The sequence below is a fragment of the Marivibrio halodurans genome, from assembly GCF_017963645.1.
In the GTDB taxonomy this organism is placed as follows: Bacteria; Pseudomonadota; Alphaproteobacteria; order UBA8366; family Aestuariispiraceae; genus Marivibrio; species Marivibrio halodurans.
In genome coordinates this window covers 275,586-296,539 of record NZ_JAGMWN010000002.1, presented here as the reverse complement: position 1 = coordinate 296,539, position 20,954 = coordinate 275,586, and the positions used below count along the sequence as shown (strand labels likewise).

Genomic DNA, 20,954 nt, shown 5'->3' with positions numbered 1-20,954 from the left:
GGTTTCCTCCCTCGGCATCGGATCAATCGGGCCGGACGACGAGGATGGTCTGGCCTTCCTCGACCATCGCCCCGTTCCCGGCACGGATTTCCAGGACGGTGCCGCCGACGCCGGCCTCGACCGTGTTGAACAGCTTCATCACCTCGATCAGGGCCACGGTGTCGTCCGGGCCGATCCGGTCGCCGACCTCGACGAACGGGGGGGCGGAGGGATTGGAAGCGCGGTAGAACGTGCCCATCATCGGTGCCGCGACCGCCACCGCCCCCTCGGGCAGGGCATCGCTCGCCCCGTCGAGACCCGGGCCATCGGCCCCCACTTCGGGACCGTCCCCGGCGGGGGGCGGCGCCGGAGCGGCCGCCGGAGCCGCGACGGCCGGCGCCGGTTGGGCAGCCGGCTGCGTCACGGGCACGTGCGCCGCCTGACCGGCGAAGGCGGCCAACGGGGCGCCGGCGCCCGCCGCCCCCTTCTGGACGCGAAGCTTCATGCCGCCATATTCGACGAGAACCTCCAGATCCTCGGCCTGGTCGACGATTTGAAGAATACGCACCACGGCTTGGTGGGTTAGATCCGCAGGGCCAGACATTGCTCAACCTTCCTGTTTCTTGGGCGTGTGGCCCGGTGTTTCCTCCGTTTCCGGCGACATGTCCGCGGGCGAACCGCCCTCGCCCGCATCAGGCCCGGCTTCTCGACCCCACTGGTCGGGCCCCACTCGTCGGAGTCGCCAATGGGGCCCGCCCATCGGGCCGTCATGCCGTCGGAAACAACTATTTCATATATATCATATTGAAGTCACAAGCGCGTCAACCGGGACCCGCCCACCACCCGGACGGCTCCGGGATGGGTCCGTGGAACAGGGTCCCGGGGGTGACGCCGGCCGGCCGCGCGCCGCCTAGAGCATTTGCTGCATGCGATGGCCCGCATACATCTCCTCGCGGAGATAGCGGGTATGGACCCGGCCCTCGAGAAAGGCGGGATCGTCCAGCAGCCTCTGGTGGAAGCCGATCGTGGTCGGCACGCCTTCCACCTTCATCTCGCCGAGCGCGCGGCGCATGCGCGCCAGTGCCTCGTCCCGATCACGGCCGGTGGCGATGACCTTCGCCAACAGCGAGTCATAGAAAGGCGGCATCTGATAGCCGGGATAGACATGGGTATCGACCCGAATGCCCGGCCCGGCCGGTAGGGTGAAAGTCTCGATCCGCCCGGGTTTTGGCATGAACCCCTTCTCCGGATCCTCCGCGTTGATACGGCATTCGATCGAATGACCTTCGAGGCGGATATCCTCCTGACGGAGCGCCGGGGCGATACCGCCGGCGTGCTGAATCTGGCGCTTCACCAGATCGACGCGGGAGACTTCCTCGCTCACCGGGTGCTCGACCTGGATGCGGGTGTTCATCTCGATGAAGTAGAAGCTCTGGGTGGCCGCATCGACGATGAATTCGACCGTGCCCGCCCCCTCATAGCCGACCTGATCGCCAAGCGCGCAGGCCGCCGCCGTCATCGCCTCGCGCAGTTCCGGCGTGATCGCCGGGGACGGGCTTTCCTCCACCAGCTTCTGGTGTCGGCGCTGGGTGCTGCAATCGCGCTCGCCGAAATGCAGTGTCGTCTTGCCGTCGCCGAAGACCTGAACCTCGACATGGCGGACGTCGGACAGATATTTCTCGATATAGACGGAGCCGTCCCCGAAGGCGACCGACGCTTCGTGCGCGGCGCTTTCCAGGGTTTCCTTCAGTTTGTCCTCCGACTCGACGACGCGCATGCCGCGGCCGCCACCGCCCGCCGACGCCTTGATCAGCAGTGGGAAACCGACATCGCGCGCGACCTTCAACGCCTCCGCCGGGTCCGATACCGGGTCCTGGGAACCGGGGGTCACCGGCACCCCGGCCTTCCGCGCCACGTCGCGCGCGGCCGCCTTGTTGCCCATCAGGTCGATGACCGACCCTTTCGGCCCGATGAAGACGAGCCCCGCCGCCGCGCAGGCATCGGAGAAGGCGGCATTTTCGGACAGGAAGCCGTAGCCTGGGTGGATCGCATCGGCGCCCATTCGCTTGGCCGCCTCGATCACGGCATCGCCCTTCAGATAACTTTCCGTGGCCTTGGGACCACCGATCTCGACCGCCGCGTCCGCGAGCCGGACCGGCAACGTGTCGGCATCCGCGGTGGAATGTGCCTGCACCGCCTCGATCCCCAGATCGCGGCAGGCACGGATGACGCGAAGGGCGATCTCGCCCCGGTTCGCGACCAGAATACGGCGAAGCGCCATGATTTCCTCCCGTTACTGTCTCGGACGCCGGGCGCCGGTCGGCACCGAACGTCATCGCTTATACATTTATATGATTTATATCTTTAAGACCATAAATCATGCAAGGGGCCAGCCACGAAATTCTCGCGGCATGGACGGAAGCGCGATGTGCCTCACGCCACACACGGACGAAATCGGACAAAGAGGGGAAGGAACACGCCGGCGTTCGGTCACGACGGAAGGGGGGTGATCGACACGGGCGCATCACGCGCACGGAACGTGCCATGCCGGCGGCGAATGATTCGAGACCTTGGATGTAACGCTCGATTACTCCGCCCGGTGCCGCGCGTCCCGAATGGGGAGCGCTTTCCAAACGGCCCGACTTATCGACGAATCGGAACGGACCCGTCGACCCTCAACGAGTCACATGAATGGATCGGTCGTGGGAAATTGGCGCTCCCTAGGAGGATGCTGCGTCCGTCAAAAATTTATATGTTAAAATAATACCTTGCCCCTTCCCTCGAACGTGCCTTGTAGCATGATTTTGTATCATTTTCGGGCGGTGGTCAGCATCGGCGCGAGGGTCATTAGTATAGCACAAAGCGCCTGCACGACGCATACGATGAAATGCGCTCTGTCTGCTTCTATGCCGAATACAGAATATCGCTTTGCCGGAACCAATGTCTGTGCATAGCCATATGCTGACAACTTGCAACTCACATCCATTCACATACTAGCTTCCAGGAAGGTAAGTACGTCTCGACGGGCACGCATAGTTATTGTTGCGCTCGGCTTGACTCTCTGCCGTCCAAATTTTCCGTGAAAAAACGTCGTATTTAGGTTGCCATCAAATCCGTGATATGCGCCCTCGTAGACGATCAATTGAACGTCCCGTCCATCCTGCTTCCCTTTTTCGACGATCCTTTCGCACTGAAATACCTCGGTGTAGGTATCTTCGGTGCCAATCACGACTAGGATTTTCGCATCTTCCTCTCCGATAAAAGGAACTGCCGAGACGCCGCAAACTGGATAAAAAGAAACGAACGCCTTGAGTGCATGGCCCTCCCCTCGTCGCCTTGTCATCGAGGCAGCGTTTAGCGCATTGCCGCCACCAAACGACCATCCCATGACGGCGATTCGATCAGGGTCAATCATCGGGTGTGTTTTCAGGATATTGAAGGCATCTATGATGTCGTCGTACCCGCCCACATTGGGCCCGGACATCGGTTTGAAACCGCGCGGCCCGAACATATCGATGACCATTGTGGCGTAGCCTTTCTCTCGGAAGAAGCTGCCCCACGTCGATTCTCTGTATCCGACACCGGCTGAACCATGCGCCAGAATTATTGCAGGCACGGGGCCGCTCACCGATTCCGGAAGTTGCACACTGCCGGTCAAGGTAAGGTCACTGTCGAGATAACTCTCGTAGTAGACCTGCCCGGTCCTGCCATCCGAGAGGTCGGTGATCTTCGGTCCCATCGTCTGGCAGCCGCCCAAAACAGCCATGTAGAAAATTGCCAAAAGCTTGCAGAGCATCTTCAACATTCGTTCGACTCCCGGTGAGCCGGCACGTGCCGGCGGCGACGCGATGGGATCCGTGTCCTTTCGCAGGGCAAGGGTCATTAGTTTGGGCGCTAGTTCTCCGCGAGCCGATAGTCGAGTAGGAGAAAGATTCCATGGTCGCTGAAGGCGGCGAAATGGTGGATCGAGGGCGCGTACCAGAACGTGACCGTGTAGCCGCCCTGACGGAACCGAATTCGGCAGTCGACCTTGAAAGTATCGAACGCGCCGGCAGGCACCGTGATCTTCAACTGATCCTCGACGACGCAGGTTCGTTCGAACGGGCTACTGCGTCCCTTGTAGTGGGACGTGCCGCGCGCACTTACTGTCTTACCAACCTCTAGAGGAAACAGAGCGTCCAGATTTCCCTCCATATCCACCGACAGTTTTGATGCGACCGCGCCGCTCCAGGTTCGTGGATTGCTAAACGCACGCGGTTGTTTAAGGCGGCCGAATACCGTCGATTCTATGATTGCGGCTTCCGCTGTTTGGTCGACAACCGTCTGCTCGTCCTCGAGCACCGCAATACTGTATCGGTAGTGATCACCAATCTTATAGGTAGGCGGCGGTGCTGGCGGCATCAGCTCTGAGACGGGCCCAGTTTTAACTCCCGCGCATGCCGTAAGTACGCACAAGAGGCTCAGCGTTGCGAAACGCGCATTCTTCCATAATTGCATTTTTAGTCCCCCAATCTTGAAAACGCCTGCACGTCAAAATCCGGTCGGTTCGCTAAGCTGACTAACCGCTCCGAAGCTGCAGCGGAGAAAGATCAATGTTTCAGCGCGAACCAGGCGCCTCTCTAAACCTAAGATGGCTCTATGCTCCTTGAGGAGCCGCACGCATGAGCACCACGCGTCCGCCATCTACTTCAGAGCGCTTTGCCAACCAGTTAAAGCGCGCCATAGGCGTCGCTTACGCGATTGAAATACGGTACCCGTCCCAAATCCCTGCAAATCCCATCCGTGTAGCCGCGGCTTTCAAAGCTGTCGACGGCCAACGCGTGATAGCCACGCTCACGAAACCATTCGCCCCACACCCCCAAGCGGTCGCCATACCAACTACCGCAACCGTGCAATAGAATAACGGCCGGGCGAGGATCTTCCCCCTCCAACGGGCGGTACTCGGCCTTGAGCGATGTTGCCTTGCCATTTGGTGAAGGCCAGCTATCCACTCGATGGTTGCTGACACATCCAGCGATAATGATCGCTGAAAATACGGATAGAATCCGTCCATACATGCCCGCCTCCTAGTCTTGCCGCGCAATTATGATCGTGGGATTGATCGACGGAGAACTCCCAATTGGGAGGCGTGCGGTGTGATCTTTAGAAAGATCTGAACAGACTATTCAGAGCAACTTGCGAGCGGGTACCGGTCTTGCTGAACACTGTCTTGAGACGTTGTCGTGCCGTACCTTCGGTAATTCCCAACAGTTCCGCGGATGCAATTAAGGAGTGACCGTTGAGCAACCGAAGGCAAAGAGCCTTTTCCGCCTTGGTCAGACCGTAGAAGTCGCAGACTGCGGAAATGTGCTCCATGTTTGTCGGGCGCGTAGACGAAATGCAAATCATAGCACAGGGCGTTCGCCCAAAAACGTCCCGACTTCCCGGAACGGTGCGGAAATCGATGACATAGGGTGTCGTCGAGTATTTGCTCTTAACCGTAACAACGGCTGATCTTTCCCGCTCAACGGTGCCAACCTCGCTGACACGATGGAACGCCGCGTCCAATTTCCTCTGATCATTTGGACACCAGCACGCGAGCTTGGATCTGACGAAAAAATCATCAGTCGACGTCAAAAGACCTTCTGCAGCGGCATTAATTGCTATGACTCGCCTAGAGTCGTCTACTAGTAACGATGGCGTCTGTATGGAATTAAACAAAAACTCGAACGACAAAGACTTGTCTTCAAATGTCTTGAATCTTTGCCGAAGAGCGATGCTGTTTTGGACACCTGAAATAATGGACCGATAGAATTCGACCGCATCCTTTGCAAATGGATCGGACTGATTGCCCGCAAATATACTCATCATGACGCGGGGAACATCACTCGTACCATCAAAAACAGTAGCGGTGAGCAGGTTCTTTGCGTCGAGGAGACGCATGAAATCCTGATAAAATTCAGACTCAACGAAATCTTGGTCGCTGACCACTTCCTGCCCGACGAAGATACGGCCGGTTTTTATCATTCCGGTTTCTAGTCCTCGAACGGTCCACAAATCCTTCGCATGGTAATATTGTAAATACTCGGAAACATCGGTGGGGCTGATGGTCGGACTGCTCCATATTCCGCCAGCACTGGTTGGATCGACGTCAGGTGTGAAAATGATCCCGTGACTGCCCGATAATTCGACGCGTAAATCTTCCATGACCTCTTTCCAAAGGCGGTCATCCAACGCGGCCTCAGTCACTTTTTCTAGTATACCTAGACGAAGTTCGCTCTTTGGCTTCATGCTTGACCGTAGTGGCTTTTTTCCTATTTCGGGATCAGCGCTTAAATGAGCATGCAGAGTCGAAAGATTTCCCCATGTATTAAAGCACAATTTCCTAAAATTGGTGAGGTTCGAATGCGTTTTTTTGGAGAATTGTCGCGAAGGACGTAAGGCGCCGCGGAAAGAGTTTGTTCCGAGCAGCAAAACGGTTGAAAGTTCGCTCCGGGTCAGGAACGGACGGCGGCTCCAATGCCAGATTTTTCCGATATCCTGAGAGAAGCGGTCCTGATGAAACTTAATTTAGGCCGTAGACTGATAATTTCGCAGCCATATCTGCGTTGAGGCGAGTTTCACGGCGGCGAGGAAGTTCTCGGGTTTCTTGTCATAGCGCGTGGCGATGCCTCTGAACTGCTTGAGCTTGCTGAAGAAGCGCTCGACCAGATTGCGCTGGCGGTAGAGCCATTTGCTGAAGGCGAAGGTTTCCTTCCGATTGCTTCTGGCGGGGATGTTGGCCCAGGCGCCGCGCGCCGTGGCGAATTCCCGAATGGCGTTGCTGTCGTAAGCCTTGTCGGCAAGCAGGATAGCGCCGTCCCCAGCCATTCCAGTAGGCTCTCGGCCGCCGTGCCGTCGTGGGCCTGACCGGCGCTCAGGTCGAGTGCGACCGGACGCCCCTCGGCATCGACCAAGGCATGGATCTTCGTCGTCAGACCGCCACGGGAACGTCCCATGCGGCCATCGTCCGAATCCCCCTTTTTGCCGTCGCACCGTGCTGGTGGACGCGGACGCAGGAACTGTCGATCATGATGATATCGCCGTCATAGGCCCTGGATATCTCTTCCAAAAGCCGATCCCACACCCCGGCCTTCCGCCACCGCACGAAGCGATTGTAGCAGGTCGTGTAGGGGCCGTAGCGCTCCGGGATGTCCGCCCAGGGCGAGCCCGTCCGGAACCGCCAAAGAATGCCGTTCAACACCCGGCGATCGTCGACACGCGGCACCCCGCGCGGCTTGTTCGGCAACAACGGCTGGATCACGGACCATTCGAAATCCGTCAGGTCATAGCGGCGGCGGCTCATCGTTCCTCCTCTGCAAAGAGGAAAAACGTGAAGCACAAAACCGGCGAAAAGGGAATCCTGTTTATGAGTTTATGGCCTAATTTCTGATGGTTTGAGATCGCCGATAATGTCGATGAGCAACCTGAATGCTCGGCGCCATTCAGTGAGTGTACCGCCATCTGTCTCTTTCGCGAGCACGTACCGCTCGAGCAGCTCGCTCAGTCGCGGCTCCGTCTGGCTGTTCGTCTCGCCGATGTACTGGGCCACATGTCCCAACGAGTCTCGAGATTGCTGTGGAGAACGAGGACGGTCCCGTGCGGATAATGGTTCGCCTGGGTAGCAACCGAACTGACCAAAGTGTTCTTCTTGGCAGATTTCACGAAACTGCTGAAGGTGCTGGTCGGAGAATTTATAGCGCGCGGCGTGCGCCTCAGTCGTGTCCTCGAACTTCTGGGGATCCGTGGTCAGGATCGAATGTTCCTATGTGCTCTTCCCACCACCGAGAGACATGACCCATCAACCAATCCTCGAGAAGCTCATCCTCCTGTCCGATCGCGGATCGCTTGGCCGCCAGGCGCGCTTCATCAAGCCTTTCCTCCGACGCGAGCCAGGCTTCGGCACAGCACCGCTCCGCGACCTTCTTGTCAGTTGTCTTGAGCGGTTGAGTGATCTCACGCGCACCAATCGACGCGCGCAGACCGGGCGGGACGCCACGACGGAACCAGAAGGTATTTCCTCGTTTGGTGAGACCACGCATAAAGCGTGCTTTGTAGCACCGCGAAAGCCGCAATGCCCCGTAATATGGGGTTTTTGGGATATCAAGCGCTTGGAAAGGCGCTGGCGCTCCCTAGGGGACTCGAACCCCTGTTTCCGCCGTGAGAGGGCGGCGTCCTAGGCCACTAGACGAAGGGAGCTTGGCCGGTTGTTCCATCGGGCGGACCATGCCGCCTCCGGGGACGGCGCGGGTTCTAACGGATCGCCGGGCTGTGATCAAGCCAAATGATACGCGGCACGGTCGCCCCCTCCCCCCAGGGAGAACGGGTCCGGTGGGCGCCAGCCCTCCTTCAGTCCGCCTCAGGCCCCCGGCAGAGGCTTGGCGGACCCGCCGTCGAGTGGTGTGAGGGTCGCGACATAGTGGCTGGGCGCGCCGACGGTCGCGCGTTCGTCCCATTCCCAATCACCCTCGACCACCGTCGCGCCGAGCACGAAACGGGCTTCCCCCGCCTCGTTCGCGAGCGGCAGGATCAGCCGTTCCCCCACCAGGAGACGATCGCTGTCGATATAGATCCGACCGATCACATGGACGATACCCGGGGTCTCGACCGTGGCGAGCAACCGCCGATGGATATTGGCATAGGAGCCGGCCGTGATCACCTGTTCCAGATCGAGGCCCTTGAGTGAGCGGCCATAGACATCGTTGATGTCCTCCCCGGCCAATCGATAGATGAAACGCCGTTCCGCCGGCAGGAAATCGCAAAGCCAGAGCCGCCCTAGCAAGCGCGGCACCGCCATCGGATCGAAATCCCGCCGCATCGGCATGAGCCGGCCACCGCGCACCGCGACCCAATTGGCCGCGAAACGCCGCAATTCCTCTCCGCGCACATGGTCGAGCGCCAGGCCACCAAAGCTTTCGCTCTCGATCGCGCCCAACGGTTTCTCCTCGTACTCCGAATGCTCCAGATCGGCCACGCCGGCCATGTCCGAACCACCCGCCTCGAAGACCGTGCCCTCTCAAGCAGCAGCCGAGCCGCGCGCCGTCTCGATCAATAGGTCCACGTCCGCCGGGGCGGTGCACCATGCCGTAACGAAGCGGTAGCAGTCGGCCCCACCCGCCGTCCAGGGATAGAAGGCGAAGCCCCGCGCCCGCAGATGCGCCGCCAAACCATCCGGCAAATGCACGAACAACTCGTTCGCCGCCACCTGATCGGCGAGCGATACGCCCGGCACGTCGACCAGCCCGGAGGCCAGACGCGCGGCCATGGCGTTGGCATGCCGCGCATTGCGCAGCCACAGGTCCCCGGCCAGATAGGCCTCCAACTGGGCGGAGAGGAAACGCATCTTGGAGAAGAGATGACCCGCCCGCTTGCGCCGGAAGGCGATGCTCTCCGCCAGTTCCGGCCGGAAGAAAATGGCCGCCTCCGCCGCCAGGGCACCGTTCTTGGTGGCCCCGAAACTCATCAGATCGACCCCCGCCCGCCAGGTCATGTCGGCGGCGGCGCAGCCCACGGCGACCAGGGCGTTGGCGAAGCGCGCACCGTCCATATGAACCATCAGCCCATGGGCATGCGCGACATCGACCAGCGCCGCCACCTCGTCCGGGGTGTAGACGGCGCCGGCCTCCGTCGCCTGGGTGATCGACAGGCACGCCGGCTGCGCGTGATGGACGACGCCCGTCCATCCGGCGGCCAGCGCCTCGGCCACCGTCTCCGGCGTCAGTTTGGCCGCCGCGCCGTCGAGCGGGATCAGCTTCGCCCCGCCGGTGAAGTGCTCCGGCGCGCCGCACTCATCCACATTGATATGCGCGTCTCGATGGCACAGCACCGCGCCATAGGGCGGCACCACGGCGGAGAGGCACAGCGCGTTGGCGGCCGTTCCGGTCGCGACCGGAAAGCTCGCCATCGTCCCCGGCGCGCGTTCGAAGACGGCGGCCAGCGCGGCATCCACCCGCGCGGTCACCGGGTCCTCGCCATAGGGCATCATGGGCTCGGCGTTGACCGCGCTCAGATGCGCCAGAATCTCCGGTGCCGCGCCGGTCACGTTGTCGGAGCAGAAATTCATGTCCCTCGCCCTATTCAACACCGCCGGGCACCAGATCGATGCTGCCCAGATCACGACCGGTGGCACTATCCAAAATCAGGATACGCGTACCCGATCCGGTTTCCAGATGGAGATAGAGTCGGTCCCCATCCGGATGAATCCCCTTCACCGCCGATCCGGCCGGAAGTTCCACCCGCATCGGGGTCCCCGCGCCGGCCAACGGGGCAACCTTCTTGCCCGCATCCGTCACGATCGCGTAGACCAAGCCGACAACACCCAGGATGAGCAGGACGCCCATGCCGATAACCAGGGCCTTCAACGCCTGCATTGTTCCCCTTCCTCGATGGCGAGCCCAGCGGCGAGCCCAGCGGCACGCACGGCGAGGCGCCCAGTGCCGGACATGAACGGAACCTCCATGAACACAGACCATGCCGACACGGACCATGCCGACGCGGACGACCCGCCCCTCCCCGTCGAACGGATCGCATTGACGGTCGGCGCCGCGGCCAGCACCGGGGTCGCCGCCCCAGGGACCGCCCCGGGGACCGCCATAGGCCCCGCTCCGGGGACCGACGGTACGCGATGCGACCGATGGCTGGCCGATGCCCTGCCTGAAATGTCTCGGAGTCGGATCAAGGCCTTGATGCTCGACGGCATGGTCACGATCAATGGCGAAACCGTAAAGGAGCCGAAAACCCCGGTCAAACCCGGGGCGCGAATCACGATCGACGTGCCCCCGCCGGAACCCGCGACCCCGCGCCCGCAAGCCATCGCGCTCACCATCCTGCATGAGGATGACAACCTGATCGTGATCGACAAGCCGGCTGGGTTGGCCGTGCATCCGGCGCCGGGCAGTCCGGACGGGACATTGGTCAACGCGCTGCTTGCCCATTGCGCGGACACGCTCTCCGGTATCGGCGGGGTGGCGCGGCCGGGGATCGTCCACCGGCTCGACAAGGAGACGAGCGGCCTCATCGTCTGCGCCAAGACGGACCGCGCCCATGCGGAACTGAGCCGCCAATTCGCCGAACATAGCGCCGGACGCCGTTATATCGCCGTCTGCTGGGGCACGCCAAGCCCGTCGGAAGGCACGATCGACGCCCCGATCGGCCGCGACCCGCGCGAGCGCAAGCGCATGGCCGTCGTGAGCGGAGGCGGAAAGCGGGCCGTCACTCATTACCGGGTCGAGAAACGTCTGGGCCTCGGCGCCAGCCGGATCGCCTGCCGGCTGGAGACCGGCCGCACCCATCAGATCCGCGTCCACTTGACGCATATCGGCCATCCCTTGATCGGCGACCCCGTCTATGGCCGGGCGACCACGGCGCGACGCGGCCGCCTATCGCCCCGGGGACGAGACGCGGCCGAGACCTTCGCGCGCCAGGCGCTGCATGCCGCGGAGCTTTCCTTCGACCATCCCGAGGACGGTCGACGCATGACTTTCGAATGCCCCTTGCCGGGCGACATGGCGGCGCTGATCGAGGCATTGGAAGCGCCCACGGTATAGCGCGAATCCATCAGCGCCCGTGCGCGCCATCCCAGCGCGTGGAGACATGAACCCCTTGAAAATCGGGGTTTGCGCGCACATTTATCCAGCATAACGCGCGCCCTATTCGGGGTGCGCGCCTTTCGCTTCGGGGAGAGACCGCATCCGATGAGCAATGCCGACAGGAACATCCCGACGCTGACGCCGGAAGGCAATCTTCAGCGCTATCTGGATGAGATTCGGAAATTCCCGATGCTCGAACAGAACGAGGAATACATGCTCGCCAAGCGGTGGCGCGAGCATGACGACCGTGGGGCCGCGCATCAACTCGTGACCTCGCATCTGCGTCTCGTCGCCAAGATCGCGATGGGCTATCGCGGCTACGGCTTGCCGGTGGCGGAACTGATTTCCGAAGGCAATGTCGGGATGATGCAGGCGGTCAAGCGCTTCGACCCCGACCGTGGCTTCCGGTTGGCCACCTATGCCATGTGGTGGATCCGCGCGGCGATTCAGGAATATATCCTGCACTCCTGGTCGCTGGTGAAGATGGGCACCACGGCGGCGCAGAAGAAGCTGTTCTTCAATCTGCGCAAGATCAAGGGCCGCCTTCAGGCCTTCGAGGAAGGTGACCTCTCGCCCGAGAACGTGAAGCAGATTTCGGAGGAGCTCGACGTCCCCGAACAGGATGTCGTGTCCATGAACCGCCGGCTGGCCGGTGGCGACAACTCGCTGAACGCCCCCCTGCGCGCCGATGGCGAGGGCGAATGGCAGGATTGGCTGGAGGATGATTCCGAAAGCCACGAAACCATGATCGCCAATACCGAGGAACTGTCGATCCGGCGCGAGATGCTGGAGGAGGCGATGAAGACCCTGAATGACCGGGAACGCCGCATCCTGACCGAGCGTCGACTGCAGGACGAGCCGAAGACGCTCGAGGAACTCAGCCAGGAATACGATATCAGCCGCGAGCGCGTGCGCCAGATCGAGGTACGTGCCTTCGAGAAGCTTCAGAAGGCGATGAAGAACCTCGCCCTCGAGCGCCGCCTGCAGAGCGCGTAGACCACCGGCGCCTCACCCCGCCTTTGCCGGCGTGCGGCCGGACTGTCCGGAAGCGACTCCATGCCGGCCGGCGACCGGCCGGCCGGCCGGCGTGTCGGTGAGATCCTCGCCCGCCTCGACCCCCATCGACTCCTCCGAGTCCGCCGTTTCGGAATCGGTCGCCTCTCCACCGGATGCCTTGGGGGCCTTGGCGCGGCGCTCCGCCTCCGCGATCTCCTCCTCGATCATGTCGAGCCGGTCGAGAGGCGCGTTCTTGCGCACGTCACTGCCCCATTCCTTCTCCAGGGCCTTCTGACGCTTGGCCAGATCCTTCAACTGCATCTCCTGGGAAAGCGCGAGATAGCCGGAGACGATCGGCGGCAGCGTGAAATAGATCACCCACCCGATACCCGCGAACCCGAACATCAGCACCCAGTTAAGCGGGTCCATCAGCAGCCTGATCGCATGATCCAACGACCCGCCGCCGCCCCACAGATCAAGGATCACGATGAGACAGCCGGCAAGATTCATCCAGGCGACGGTGCGCGTGGCATGCTTGCGCGGGCCCCGGTCGGTCAGATAGGCGACCCCCGTCGGGATCATGCCGGCCGCAAGCAGGATCATGCTGTCGAAGAACAAGGTCACCAGAATGATGGCGATGAAGAGCGCGAGGAAACGCTTCCCGGCGCCGAGCGTCTTCTGACCCTCCTTGTTCCGGCCTCCCTTGTTCCGCCCCCCCTTGGCGCCCTTCCTGGCCTTCGTCGCCGGCTTGGCCATCAGAACCACCACACGATGAAGGTAATAAGGGCGGTGACGGTCGCGCCGAGGGCGGAAAAGGTGCTGGCGAGTTGCCCGCCGACCTCGTGGGCGAGTTGCGAGCGGTTCTTGATGTCGCGCTTGACCTGGATCGTCTCCTCGACCGAGGCGGCATAGTTGCGCACCGCCGACTCGAAATTACGCTGGTCGTTGGCGACCTCCTGCTGATCGTCCACGACGTCGAGCAGCGCCGAGAGCCGGCCTCCCCGCGCGGCCTTGCGCAACCGGTCGCGTACCCGCGCGCGCCGTTCCCGGCTCTGGAACCGCTCTATCGCGGGCTCCAGGATCGTCGCGGCGAGCGCGCACAATGCCGGAAAATCGGTCTTCTTGTGCATGTAGTCCTGGATATTGGCGAGCAGCCGGATCTGCGCGATCCGCCCCGGGGGGTCGTCGCCCTCGCGCTCGATATCGCGCAGTTCGGTACCACTCGGGCGCTTGTAATTGACCCCGATATAGGCGGCCGAATCGCGATCGATCAGCCGGCGCACGGGATCGACCCGCCCGGCCTCTACCGCCTGGGCCAAGCGCTCATAGGCCGGCAGCAGATGCTCTATGGTCGCGATATAATCGCGCTCGAAGAGCGGCGAGAGGCAGGGCAGATTCGGGTTGAGCTCATAGGCCACCCGCTCGATCCCGAAACCGAGGCCGGGCTGGTTCATCACCATCTTGGCCTTGTCCATTCGAGTGAGATAGCGCAGTTGGTTCGGATCAACCTTGCGCTGCTGCTCCAGCCAGAATTGGCCGAGCCCCATGCTGTTGACCCGCGCGAACAGGGTGCGCGCATTGGCATCATGGACGTTCAGGCCGACCAGGGAGCCGATCCCCTCTATCGTCGCGCTGAAATCGCGCAGGCGCACCGGCCCTTCCGGATCGAGGGCGATCAGCACCCGCGCGATCAACTTGTCGTCGTCATGCTGACCGACGCCGCCCTTCGCCTGGTTCACGGCCTCGACCCGGTCGTCCTCGCTCAACCCCCGGCGAAGCCAGGTATCGAGGCTGCCGTCCCGGATCGGCATGACGGCCGAATCCCAATGCCGGTGCATCGCATGCGCCAACTCGCGGGCGGTGAAATAGTCCCGCCCGGCGAAGCTGTAGGCGCGCGAGGCCTTGGTCGGCATCACCTGCTGCTTGGGCGAGAGACGACGGCCATTGAGCCAAAGGCTCAGATCCTCAAGCGTCCAGCGCTCCTTCGGGTCGTCGTTCAGAAGGCCGCGCAAGGGCTCCATCATGGTCAGCGAGATACGCTGGTTATGCACCAGCGCGGCGTACGATCCGACATTGAGACGGCGCAGCATCACCTCCTCGTCGGTCTTCTCGGCCATCGGCACCTTGCCGGTCAAAAGCGCGATCGCCGTCGCCCCCACCGCGTAGAGGTCGTTCTCCGCCCCGCCCTCGCCCCGGCCGGCCGGCGCCGCCAGACCGCATTCCATGGTCTCGAACAGCGCGGTCTGGTTGGTCCCCGGCTGCGCCGTGAAGCATTCGCCGAGACACATCTCCCGGTCGTCGCTATTCACGAAATAGAGGTTGTTGGGGCGTATATTGCGGTGATGCACGCCAAGCGCATGCATGTCGCGCAGAATACTAACGACGGGAGCGAGGAAAAGGCGGGTCACCGCCTCCTCCGTCATCGGCGCGCGCCAGTCGGTCAATTGGGGAAAGACGCGGTCGCCCTGCGGTTGTTCCATGACGACCACGGGGCACCGCCGCCCTTCCTGTGGCCAGTCGAGAACGCTCCAATCCACGACGCGCTGCAGATTGCGATGATCGACACGGTGCACGGTCGAGACGATGTCGAGCCGGGGCGGCATCTTCGGATCGCAGACCAGCGCATAGATCTGCCGCGAGCCGTCGCGCGTATGCGTCGTGCGCACCGCCACCGCCGGCGGATTGTCGAGATGCGGAAGGGGATGGTCGGGATGAACCTCGAACCGGTCCTTGACCAGCAGCGGGCCGCCGGGTTCGACCGCCTCCTCGCCCTTGCCGCCGCTGACCTTAAGCGCCATCAGTCCGTTTTCCGCCTAGCCGACGTGCCGCCGTCACCGCACGCGCGAACGCGGCGGCCCTATCCTCCAACAGTGCACATCCCAGTGGCGGAACGCTATCACGATTCGAGCCGAACGCCAGCTTGGCGCACGGTCCGCCCCGCCGTCGGTCAATCCTCGAACGGATCGCGCACGCGGATCGTGTCGTCCCGGTCGGGGCTGGTGGAAAGCAGGGCGACGGGCGTATCGATCAATTCCTCGATGCGGCGGATATATTTGATCGCGGTCGCCGGCAGGTCGGCCCAGCGGCGCGCGCCGTAGGTGCTTTCCTTCCAGCCTTCCATGGTCTCGTAGACCGGCACGGCCCGGGCCTGAAGCGCCTCCGAGGCCGGCAGGTGGTCATAGCGCCGGCCGTCGATATCATAGCCGATGCCGATCCTGATCTCGTCCAAGCCATCCAGCACGTCCAGCTTGGTGAGCGCGATGCCGTTCACCCCGCCGACCCGCATCGCCTGACGCACCAATGTCGCGTCGAACCAGCCGCACCGTCGCGCGCGGCCCGTGACGGTGCCGAATTCCCGGCCGCGCTCGCCCAGCGTTCGGCCGATCTCGTTATCCTGTTCCGTCGGAAAGGGCCCGCTGCCCACGCGCGTCGTATAGGCCTTGGTGATGCCGAGGACATAGCCGATCGAATTCGGACCGCTGCCGCTGCCGGTCGCGGCCTGACCCGCGCCGGTGTTGGAGGAGGTGACGAAGGGATAGGTCCCGTGATCGACATCGAGCATCACGCCCTGCGCCCCCTCGTAAAGCACGCGCTTGCCCGCGCGCTTCGCCTCCGACAGCACCTGCCAGGTAACGCCGGCATAGGGCAGGATGCGCGGCGCGATGGCCTCCAGTTCGCGCACCAACGCCTCGGCCGAGACGGGCTCGTCGCCCAACCCCTTGAGCAGCGCGTTGTGATGGACCAGCAGCCCGTCCACCCGACGGCGGAGTTGCTCCGGATCGGCGAGGTCGCACATGCGCACGGCGCGCCGGCCGACCTTATCCTCATAGGCCGGGCCGATGCCGCGGCCCGTGGTACCGATCTTGTCGGCGCCGCGCGCCAGTTCGCGCGCGCGGTCGAGCGCGCGGTGAACCGGCAGGATCAGGGAGGCATTCTCCGCGATCACCAGGCTTCCCGGATCGATCTCGACGCCCTGGGCGCGCACACGCTCCATCTCCTCCAGCAGGGCCCAGGGGTCTACCACGACGCCATTGCCGATCACGCCCAGCTTTCCGGGCCGCACGACGCCCGACGGCAACAGGCTCAGCTTGAAGACCTTCTCGCCGATCACCAGCGTATGGCCGGCATTGTGGCCGCCCTGATAACGCACGACGATATCCGCGCGTTCCGACAGCCAATCGACGATCTTGCCCTTGCCTTCGTCCCCCCACTGGGAGCCGATCACCACCACATTGGTCATGCTTCTGTTCGTCCTCGTCCTGGAACGATGCCGGCCGTTCAGTCGACCGGCAGGGGATCGGACCCGGCGCCCACGGCCGGATCGATGAAATGAGTGCATTTGAGGCGCCGGGCCTCGCCACGCGCGTCGCCGACCGGGTCGAGCCCCGCGAGCGTGACCCACCCCGCCGCGCGCAGCCGGGGTCCGGCCTCCGCCGCCAGTTCCGCCGGCAGGAAACAGCGCGGCTCCGCCGTCGCCGCGCGGGCGCCACGCATGACGGAATCCATGTAGAGGGTGAAGCCGGTCGCCGGCTCGCCCGCGCCGCCGTTCTCCGCGCCCGCCAGATAGCGCCCGCCCCGGCCGAGTTCGCCCCGCACGCCCTTGGCGAAGAGGGTGAAGCTGAGGCCGGTCTGATATTCGAAGCCGCGCCGCTCCACCGCGTCCACGGTGACGGCGAGGCCCGGCGCGGCCTCCGCCAGGCGCGGCAAGACATCGGCGAGGCGCGCGATCTCCGCCCGGCCGTCATCCGGCAGGCCGTCGATCGCCTGCAGCGCCGCGAGCGCGGGTCCCGCGCGGCCAGAGGCATCGAGAATCGCGCCGAGGAGCCGCGCGGCCTCCCCGCCCAGCGCGCGAACCGCGGCCGCGTCCCGCCGGTCGAGCGCATCGCGCGCGGCCACCCGGTCGGCGGCGGCGAGGCCCAGCCCATCGACCAGCCGGGGGGCCAGCGTCGGCAACGCGATATCGACGGAAAGGTCGGGCACGCCGATGGTGTCGAGCGCATTGGCGGCGAGCGCGATCGCCTCCGCGTCGGCGGCGGCGGACCGGCTGCCGATGATCTCGCATCCGGCCTGGGTCACCTGCCGCTCGGGTCGGAGCTGCGTGCCGCGCACCCGCAGGGTCGGCCCGGCATAGCAGAGGCGCAAGGGCCGGGGTTGCCGGGTCAGGCGGCTGACCGCGATGCGCGCGACCTGAACGGTTATATCCGCGCGCAGCCCCATCATGCGCTGGCTGACCGGGTCCATCAGGCGAAAGGTGTGCGGCGCGGTCCCGGCACCGGGCCCGGCAAGCAGCCCGTCCTCGAACTCCACCAACGGCGGATCGACGCGCTGATATCCCTCCTGGCGGAAGCGTCCGACCAGGGCGGCGACCGCCCAGGCCTCATGCTCCGCCTCGGGCGGCAGCAGATCGCGCAGCCCATCCGGCAGCAGGGATTTCGCGGCATCGACGTTCATGGGTCCGTTCGTCCGTCCTTACGCGCACGACTAAAGCCGCCAAGCCCCGAAAGCGGGCCGGCGCGGCGGCAAGGGTGCCTAGCGCGTTTCGACCGGCGGGGCAAGAATCCGCCGCGTCGCGGAACATCGTGCGCGTTACGGGGAAGGAGGGATCAGGGTTAAAGCGCGTCGCTGATCGCGAAGACCGCGCCCTTCTCCCTCATGTCGGCGAGCGCGGCGTCGAGCGAGCCGTCGAGGTCGATACCCCGGCAACCGTCCTCCACCAAGGTCACGCGATAGCCGAGCGCGAGCCCGTCGACCACCGAATCATGGACGCAGAAATCGGTCGCCAGGCCGAGCATCACCAGATGCCCGATGCCGAGATCGCGCAGATAGCCGTCGAGGCCCGTCGGCGTCTCGCGGTCGTTCTCGAAGAAGGCTGAATAGCTGTCGATCTCCGGGCGGAAGCCCTTGCGCACCACCATCTTGGCCCGCCCCGTCTCCAGATCGGAATGGAAGGCCGCGCCCGCGCTCTCCTGCACGCAATGGGTCGGCCAGAGGACCTGGGTGCCATAGGGCATCTCGGTCGTGGAGAAGGGCGCCGCGCCGTCATGATTGGCGGCGAAGGACGCATGGTCCGCCGGGTGCCAATCCTGGGTCAGCACGCTCAGCGGATAGGCCGCCATCAGCCGGTTGGCCACCGGCACGACCGCGTCGCCCTCCCCCACCGCCAGCGCGCCGCCGGGGCAAAAGTCGTTCTGCACGTCGATCACGATCAGGGCCGTCTTGTCGCGCGTCGCCGCCATGGGGGTCCGTCTCCTGCTTCGCGATGGGGATACCGCCCTTGGGTATTCCCGGCCATCGCCCCTCGTCTCACCTCGTCTGGCGGTCAGTCTAGAGGTCCGTCCGGCGCCTTGGCCAGGACCCAATCGGCGATATCGGCCAGCACGATATCGGCCGCCTTGTCGCGGGTCAGCATATGATACCCCTCCGGATAAACCCGGCGGTCGACGTGATCGGGCAGGCGGGCATTCAGCGCATCCCGGGCGCGCTCCGGAATAAGCTCCTCTCGCGCGCCCCAGAGCAGCAGCGCGGGTGCCGGCAGCTATCCGCCACGTCGAAGGCCCGGTCACCGAGCCGCAGCAGCCCCCAGAGCGCATCGATCCGGGTTCGCTTGATGACCAGGGGGTCACGGGACAGCGCGCGCAGCATCGCGATATTGTCGCTGGGCTGGAGACGCAGCCCCTGCCCCGTCACCTCCAGCCAGGGCAGCGTGTGCGCGGCCGCCCACATGGACCAGCGCTGATACCAGGCGAAACCCTGCCAATCGGCCGCCGCCGGCGCGGTCAGCACGGTGCCAGCGACCGCGGCGTGCGGACGGCCCGACACCGCGGCGATGGCGACGGCACCACCCATGCTCTCCCCCAGCAGGAAGAGCGGCCGGTCCGGATAGCGCGCCCGGATCAGGCCCGCGACCGCGCGCGCGTCCGCGATCAGCGCCGCCCGCCCGTGCCAGAGGCCGCGCCCCGCCGTTTCCCCGAAGCCGCGCTGGTCGTAGGCGAAGGTCGCGATATCGCGTTCGGCCCAGACCGGCCCCGCATTCGACAGGAAGGCGGAATAATCGTTGAAGCCGTGTAGGCCCAGGACGATCGCCCGCGCCGTTCCGGGCGTGCCCCACCGGCGATAGGGCAGGTGGTAGCCGTCGGCCATGGTGAAGGCGCCGCCCGCGAGCGAAGGCGGCTGGATCGGCGGCCCCATGGGCTCCACGCGCGGTGTGCAGGCGGCGCAGGCGGCAAGGAGAAGCCCCCCCAGCACGGCCGCCAGGATACGCGGCGCCCGGATGTCCGGACCGCGCCCGATCCCGGATCGTCCGGCCGGAGGGTGCGTCCTACGCGCGGCTGGCATCCGCGTCGCGGGTGAGCTGGAGGAAGATATCCTCCAGATCGGTCTCTTCCGTCGTGAGGTCGACCAGCGTCAGCCCCGCCTCATAGATCGCGCCGACGATATCGCCCGCATTGGTGACGGAGGGTCGGTAGCCGACGGTCATCTCGGTCAACGGATGCTCGGCCCCGTCGGCGGCGACGATCTGCGGGTCGAAGGGCTTGAGCGCGTCCGGCACGCTCGACACCTTCTCGCGCACGGTGAAGCGCAGCGTCTTCGCGTCGAGCCGGCCGAGCAACGCCGATTTCTCGTCGTTCGCCACCACCTTGCCGTGGTTGATGATGGCGATCCGGTCGCAGAGTTCCTGCGCCTCTTCCAGATAGTGGGTGGTCAGCAGGACGGTGGTGCCGCGCCGGTTGAGCTCCACCACATTCTCCCAAAGCTGCCGGCGCAGTTCGATGTCGACGCCCGCCGTGGGTTCGTCGAGGACGAGGACCGGCGGATTATGCACCATCGCCTTGCCGATCAGCAGGCGCCGGCGCATACCGCCGGAGAGCGTGCGCGCATAGGCCTTGCGCTTGTCGTCGAGGCCGACGAGGCGCAGCACCTCCTCCGTCCGCCGTTCGGATTTCGGCACGCCGTAGAGACCCGCCTGAACCTCCAGCAGTTCCTGCGGCGTGAAGAACGGATCGATGTTCAGTTCCTGCGGCACCACGCCGATCGAGGCCCGGGCGAGGCGAGTTTGGGTATCGATGTCGTGATCCCAGACCTTGGCCGTGCCCTCGGTCTTCACGACGAGACCGGCCAGGATGTTGATGAAGGTCGATTTTCCCGCCCCGTTCGGGCCGAGCAGGCCGAAGAGGCTGCCACGCGGAATCCTCAGATCCACATGGTCGAGCGCGAGCTTGCCCGGCTGACCGCCGGACGCGCGGTACTTCTTGGTGAGGCCGACCGCCTCCAGCGCGTAATCCGGCGCATCGCCGTCATCCGCGATGCTATCCTGTCGGGGGGCCTCTTCGATCGCCTGCGCGCTCGTCATCGGGGGGTCCTCGGGCGTCGTTT

General features: G+C 64.1%; 19 protein-coding genes, 1 tRNA gene and 1 pseudogene. 2 read left to right on the top strand and 19 right to left on the bottom strand.

Features of this window, described 5'->3' with window-relative positions; genetic code table 11:
* Positions 1–22: 22 nt before the first annotated feature.
* From KAJ83_RS05845 to KAJ83_RS05790, 12 genes and pseudogenes are all read right to left on the bottom strand, one after another.
* A complete protein-coding gene (locus KAJ83_RS05845; RefSeq protein WP_210681086.1) occupies positions 23–583 on the bottom strand; it encodes an acetyl-CoA carboxylase biotin carboxyl carrier protein in 561 nt (186 codons plus the stop codon).
* A gap of 306 nt (positions 584–889) precedes the next feature.
* On the bottom strand, positions 890–2,260 hold the full coding sequence (gene accC, locus KAJ83_RS05840) for an acetyl-CoA carboxylase biotin carboxylase subunit (protein ID WP_210681085.1): 1,371 nt from the start codon (positions 2,258–2,260) through the stop codon (positions 890–892).
* Between the two features lie 705 nt (positions 2,261–2,965).
* Positions 2,966–3,784, bottom strand: coding sequence for a dienelactone hydrolase family protein (locus KAJ83_RS05835; RefSeq protein WP_210681084.1), 819 nt, complete (start codon positions 3,782–3,784; stop codon positions 2,966–2,968).
* Positions 3,785–3,873: 89 nt separating this feature from the next.
* Positions 3,874–4,320, bottom strand: coding sequence for a hypothetical protein (locus KAJ83_RS05830; RefSeq protein WP_210681083.1), 447 nt, complete (start codon positions 4,318–4,320; stop codon positions 3,874–3,876).
* Between the two features lie 368 nt (positions 4,321–4,688).
* On the bottom strand, positions 4,689–5,036 hold the full coding sequence (locus KAJ83_RS05825; protein ID WP_210681082.1) for a dienelactone hydrolase family protein: 348 nt from the start codon (positions 5,034–5,036) through the stop codon (positions 4,689–4,691).
* Positions 5,037–5,121: 85 nt separating this feature from the next.
* A complete protein-coding gene (locus KAJ83_RS05820; RefSeq protein ID WP_210681081.1) occupies positions 5,122–6,207 on the bottom strand; it encodes a helix-turn-helix transcriptional regulator in 1,086 nt (361 codons plus the stop codon).
* A gap of 321 nt (positions 6,208–6,528) precedes the next feature.
* Positions 6,529–7,303 (bottom strand): annotated as a pseudogene (locus KAJ83_RS05815) (IS5 family transposase).
* A gap of 409 nt (positions 7,304–7,712) precedes the next feature.
* Complete coding sequence (locus KAJ83_RS05810) at positions 7,713–8,039, bottom strand: DUF6538 domain-containing protein (RefSeq protein WP_210681080.1); 327 nt, start codon at positions 8,037–8,039, stop codon at positions 7,713–7,715.
* An 81-nt stretch (positions 8,040–8,120) separates the two neighbouring features.
* A tRNA-Glu gene (locus KAJ83_RS05805) sits at positions 8,121–8,196 on the bottom strand.
* Between the two features lie 160 nt (positions 8,197–8,356).
* Positions 8,357–8,980, bottom strand: coding sequence for a PAS domain-containing protein (locus tag KAJ83_RS05800; protein WP_210681079.1), 624 nt, complete (start codon positions 8,978–8,980; stop codon positions 8,357–8,359).
* Between the two features lie 33 nt (positions 8,981–9,013).
* A complete protein-coding gene (locus KAJ83_RS05795; RefSeq protein WP_210681078.1) occupies positions 9,014–10,060 on the bottom strand; it encodes a threonine aldolase family protein in 1,047 nt (348 codons plus the stop codon).
* 10 nt (positions 10,061–10,070) lie between these two features.
* A complete protein-coding gene (locus KAJ83_RS05790) occupies positions 10,071–10,367 on the bottom strand; it encodes a DUF6476 family protein (protein ID WP_210681077.1) in 297 nt (98 codons plus the stop codon).
* Between the two features lie 87 nt (positions 10,368–10,454).
* Between KAJ83_RS05790 and KAJ83_RS05785 the strand changes: the two genes are divergently transcribed.
* On the top strand, positions 10,455–11,543 hold the full coding sequence (locus tag KAJ83_RS05785) for an RluA family pseudouridine synthase (protein ID WP_210681076.1): 1,089 nt from the start codon (positions 10,455–10,457) through the stop codon (positions 11,541–11,543).
* A gap of 147 nt (positions 11,544–11,690) precedes the next feature.
* Positions 11,691–12,581 (top strand): RNA polymerase sigma factor RpoH, encoded by an 891-nt coding sequence (rpoH, locus tag KAJ83_RS05780; protein ID WP_210681075.1) that lies wholly within the window; start codon positions 11,691–11,693, stop codon positions 12,579–12,581.
* A 12-nt stretch (positions 12,582–12,593) separates the two neighbouring features.
* Here the strand turns inward: rpoH and KAJ83_RS05775 are convergent, their stop codons facing one another.
* From KAJ83_RS05775 to KAJ83_RS05745, 7 genes are all read right to left on the bottom strand, one after another.
* On the bottom strand, positions 12,594–13,337 hold the full coding sequence (locus KAJ83_RS05775) for a hypothetical protein (protein ID WP_210681074.1): 744 nt from the start codon (positions 13,335–13,337) through the stop codon (positions 12,594–12,596).
* Positions 13,337–15,379, bottom strand: coding sequence for a protein kinase domain-containing protein (locus KAJ83_RS05770; RefSeq protein ID WP_210681073.1), 2,043 nt, complete (start codon positions 15,377–15,379; stop codon positions 13,337–13,339). Before KAJ83_RS05770 ends, KAJ83_RS05775 begins: the two co-directional genes overlap by 1 nt.
* 149 nt (positions 15,380–15,528) lie before the next feature.
* Positions 15,529–16,821 carry an adenylosuccinate synthase gene (locus tag KAJ83_RS05765; RefSeq protein WP_210681072.1) on the bottom strand — a complete coding sequence of 431 codons (1,293 nt, stop codon included), beginning with the start codon at positions 16,819–16,821 and terminating at the stop codon, positions 15,529–15,531.
* A gap of 38 nt (positions 16,822–16,859) precedes the next feature.
* A complete protein-coding gene (locus tag KAJ83_RS05760) occupies positions 16,860–18,032 on the bottom strand; it encodes an ATP phosphoribosyltransferase regulatory subunit (protein ID WP_210681071.1) in 1,173 nt (390 codons plus the stop codon).
* Between the two features lie 158 nt (positions 18,033–18,190).
* Positions 18,191–18,817: a bifunctional nicotinamidase/pyrazinamidase gene (gene pncA, locus KAJ83_RS05755; RefSeq protein WP_210681070.1), complete on the bottom strand. Its 627-nt coding sequence runs from the start codon at positions 18,815–18,817 to the stop codon at positions 18,191–18,193.
* A gap of 226 nt (positions 18,818–19,043) precedes the next feature.
* Complete coding sequence (locus KAJ83_RS05750; protein ID WP_210681069.1) at positions 19,044–19,769, bottom strand: alpha/beta fold hydrolase; 726 nt, start codon at positions 19,767–19,769, stop codon at positions 19,044–19,046.
* 130 nt (positions 19,770–19,899) lie between these two features.
* Positions 19,900–20,931, bottom strand: coding sequence for an ABC transporter ATP-binding protein (locus tag KAJ83_RS05745; protein WP_210681068.1), 1,032 nt, complete (start codon positions 20,929–20,931; stop codon positions 19,900–19,902).
* Positions 20,932–20,954 lie beyond the last annotated feature (23 nt).

Bases quoted from the DNA above. Each gene is read 5' to 3' on its own strand.
- KAJ83_RS05845 (WP_210681086.1), bottom strand. From the start codon at position 583: ATGTCTGGCCCTGCGGATCTAACCCACCAAGCCGTGGTGCGTATTCTT.
- accC (WP_210681085.1), bottom strand. From the start codon at position 2,260: ATGGCGCTTCGCCGTATTCTGGTCGCGAACCGGGGCGAGATCGCCCTT.
- KAJ83_RS05835 (WP_210681084.1), bottom strand. From the start codon at position 3,784: ATGTTGAAGATGCTCTGCAAGCTTTTGGCAATTTTCTACATGGCTGTT.
- KAJ83_RS05825 (WP_210681082.1), bottom strand. From the start codon at position 5,036: ATGTATGGACGGATTCTATCCGTATTTTCAGCGATCATTATCGCTGGA.
- KAJ83_RS05810 (WP_210681080.1), bottom strand. From the start codon at position 8,039: ATGCGTGGTCTCACCAAACGAGGAAATACCTTCTGGTTCCGTCGTGGC.
- KAJ83_RS05800 (WP_210681079.1), bottom strand. From the start codon at position 8,980: ATGGCCGGCGTGGCCGATCTGGAGCATTCGGAGTACGAGGAGAAACCG.
- KAJ83_RS05795 (WP_210681078.1), bottom strand. From the start codon at position 10,060: ATGAATTTCTGCTCCGACAACGTGACCGGCGCGGCACCGGAGATTCTG.
- KAJ83_RS05790 (WP_210681077.1), bottom strand. From the start codon at position 10,367: ATGCAGGCGTTGAAGGCCCTGGTTATCGGCATGGGCGTCCTGCTCATC.
- KAJ83_RS05785 (WP_210681076.1), top strand. From the start codon at position 10,455: ATGAACACAGACCATGCCGACACGGACCATGCCGACGCGGACGACCCG.
- rpoH (WP_210681075.1), top strand. From the start codon at position 11,691: ATGAGCAATGCCGACAGGAACATCCCGACGCTGACGCCGGAAGGCAAT.
- KAJ83_RS05775 (WP_210681074.1), bottom strand. From the start codon at position 13,337: ATGGCCAAGCCGGCGACGAAGGCCAGGAAGGGCGCCAAGGGGGGGCGG.
- KAJ83_RS05770 (WP_210681073.1), bottom strand. From the start codon at position 15,379: ATGGCGCTTAAGGTCAGCGGCGGCAAGGGCGAGGAGGCGGTCGAACCC.
- KAJ83_RS05765 (WP_210681072.1), bottom strand. From the start codon at position 16,821: ATGACCAATGTGGTGGTGATCGGCTCCCAGTGGGGGGACGAAGGCAAG.
- KAJ83_RS05760 (WP_210681071.1), bottom strand. From the start codon at position 18,032: ATGAACGTCGATGCCGCGAAATCCCTGCTGCCGGATGGGCTGCGCGAT.
- pncA (WP_210681070.1), bottom strand. From the start codon at position 18,817: ATGGCGGCGACGCGCGACAAGACGGCCCTGATCGTGATCGACGTGCAG.
- KAJ83_RS05750 (WP_210681069.1), bottom strand. From the start codon at position 19,769: ATGGGGCCGCCGATCCAGCCGCCTTCGCTCGCGGGCGGCGCCTTCACC.
- KAJ83_RS05745 (WP_210681068.1), bottom strand. From the start codon at position 20,931: ATGACGAGCGCGCAGGCGATCGAAGAGGCCCCCCGACAGGATAGCATC.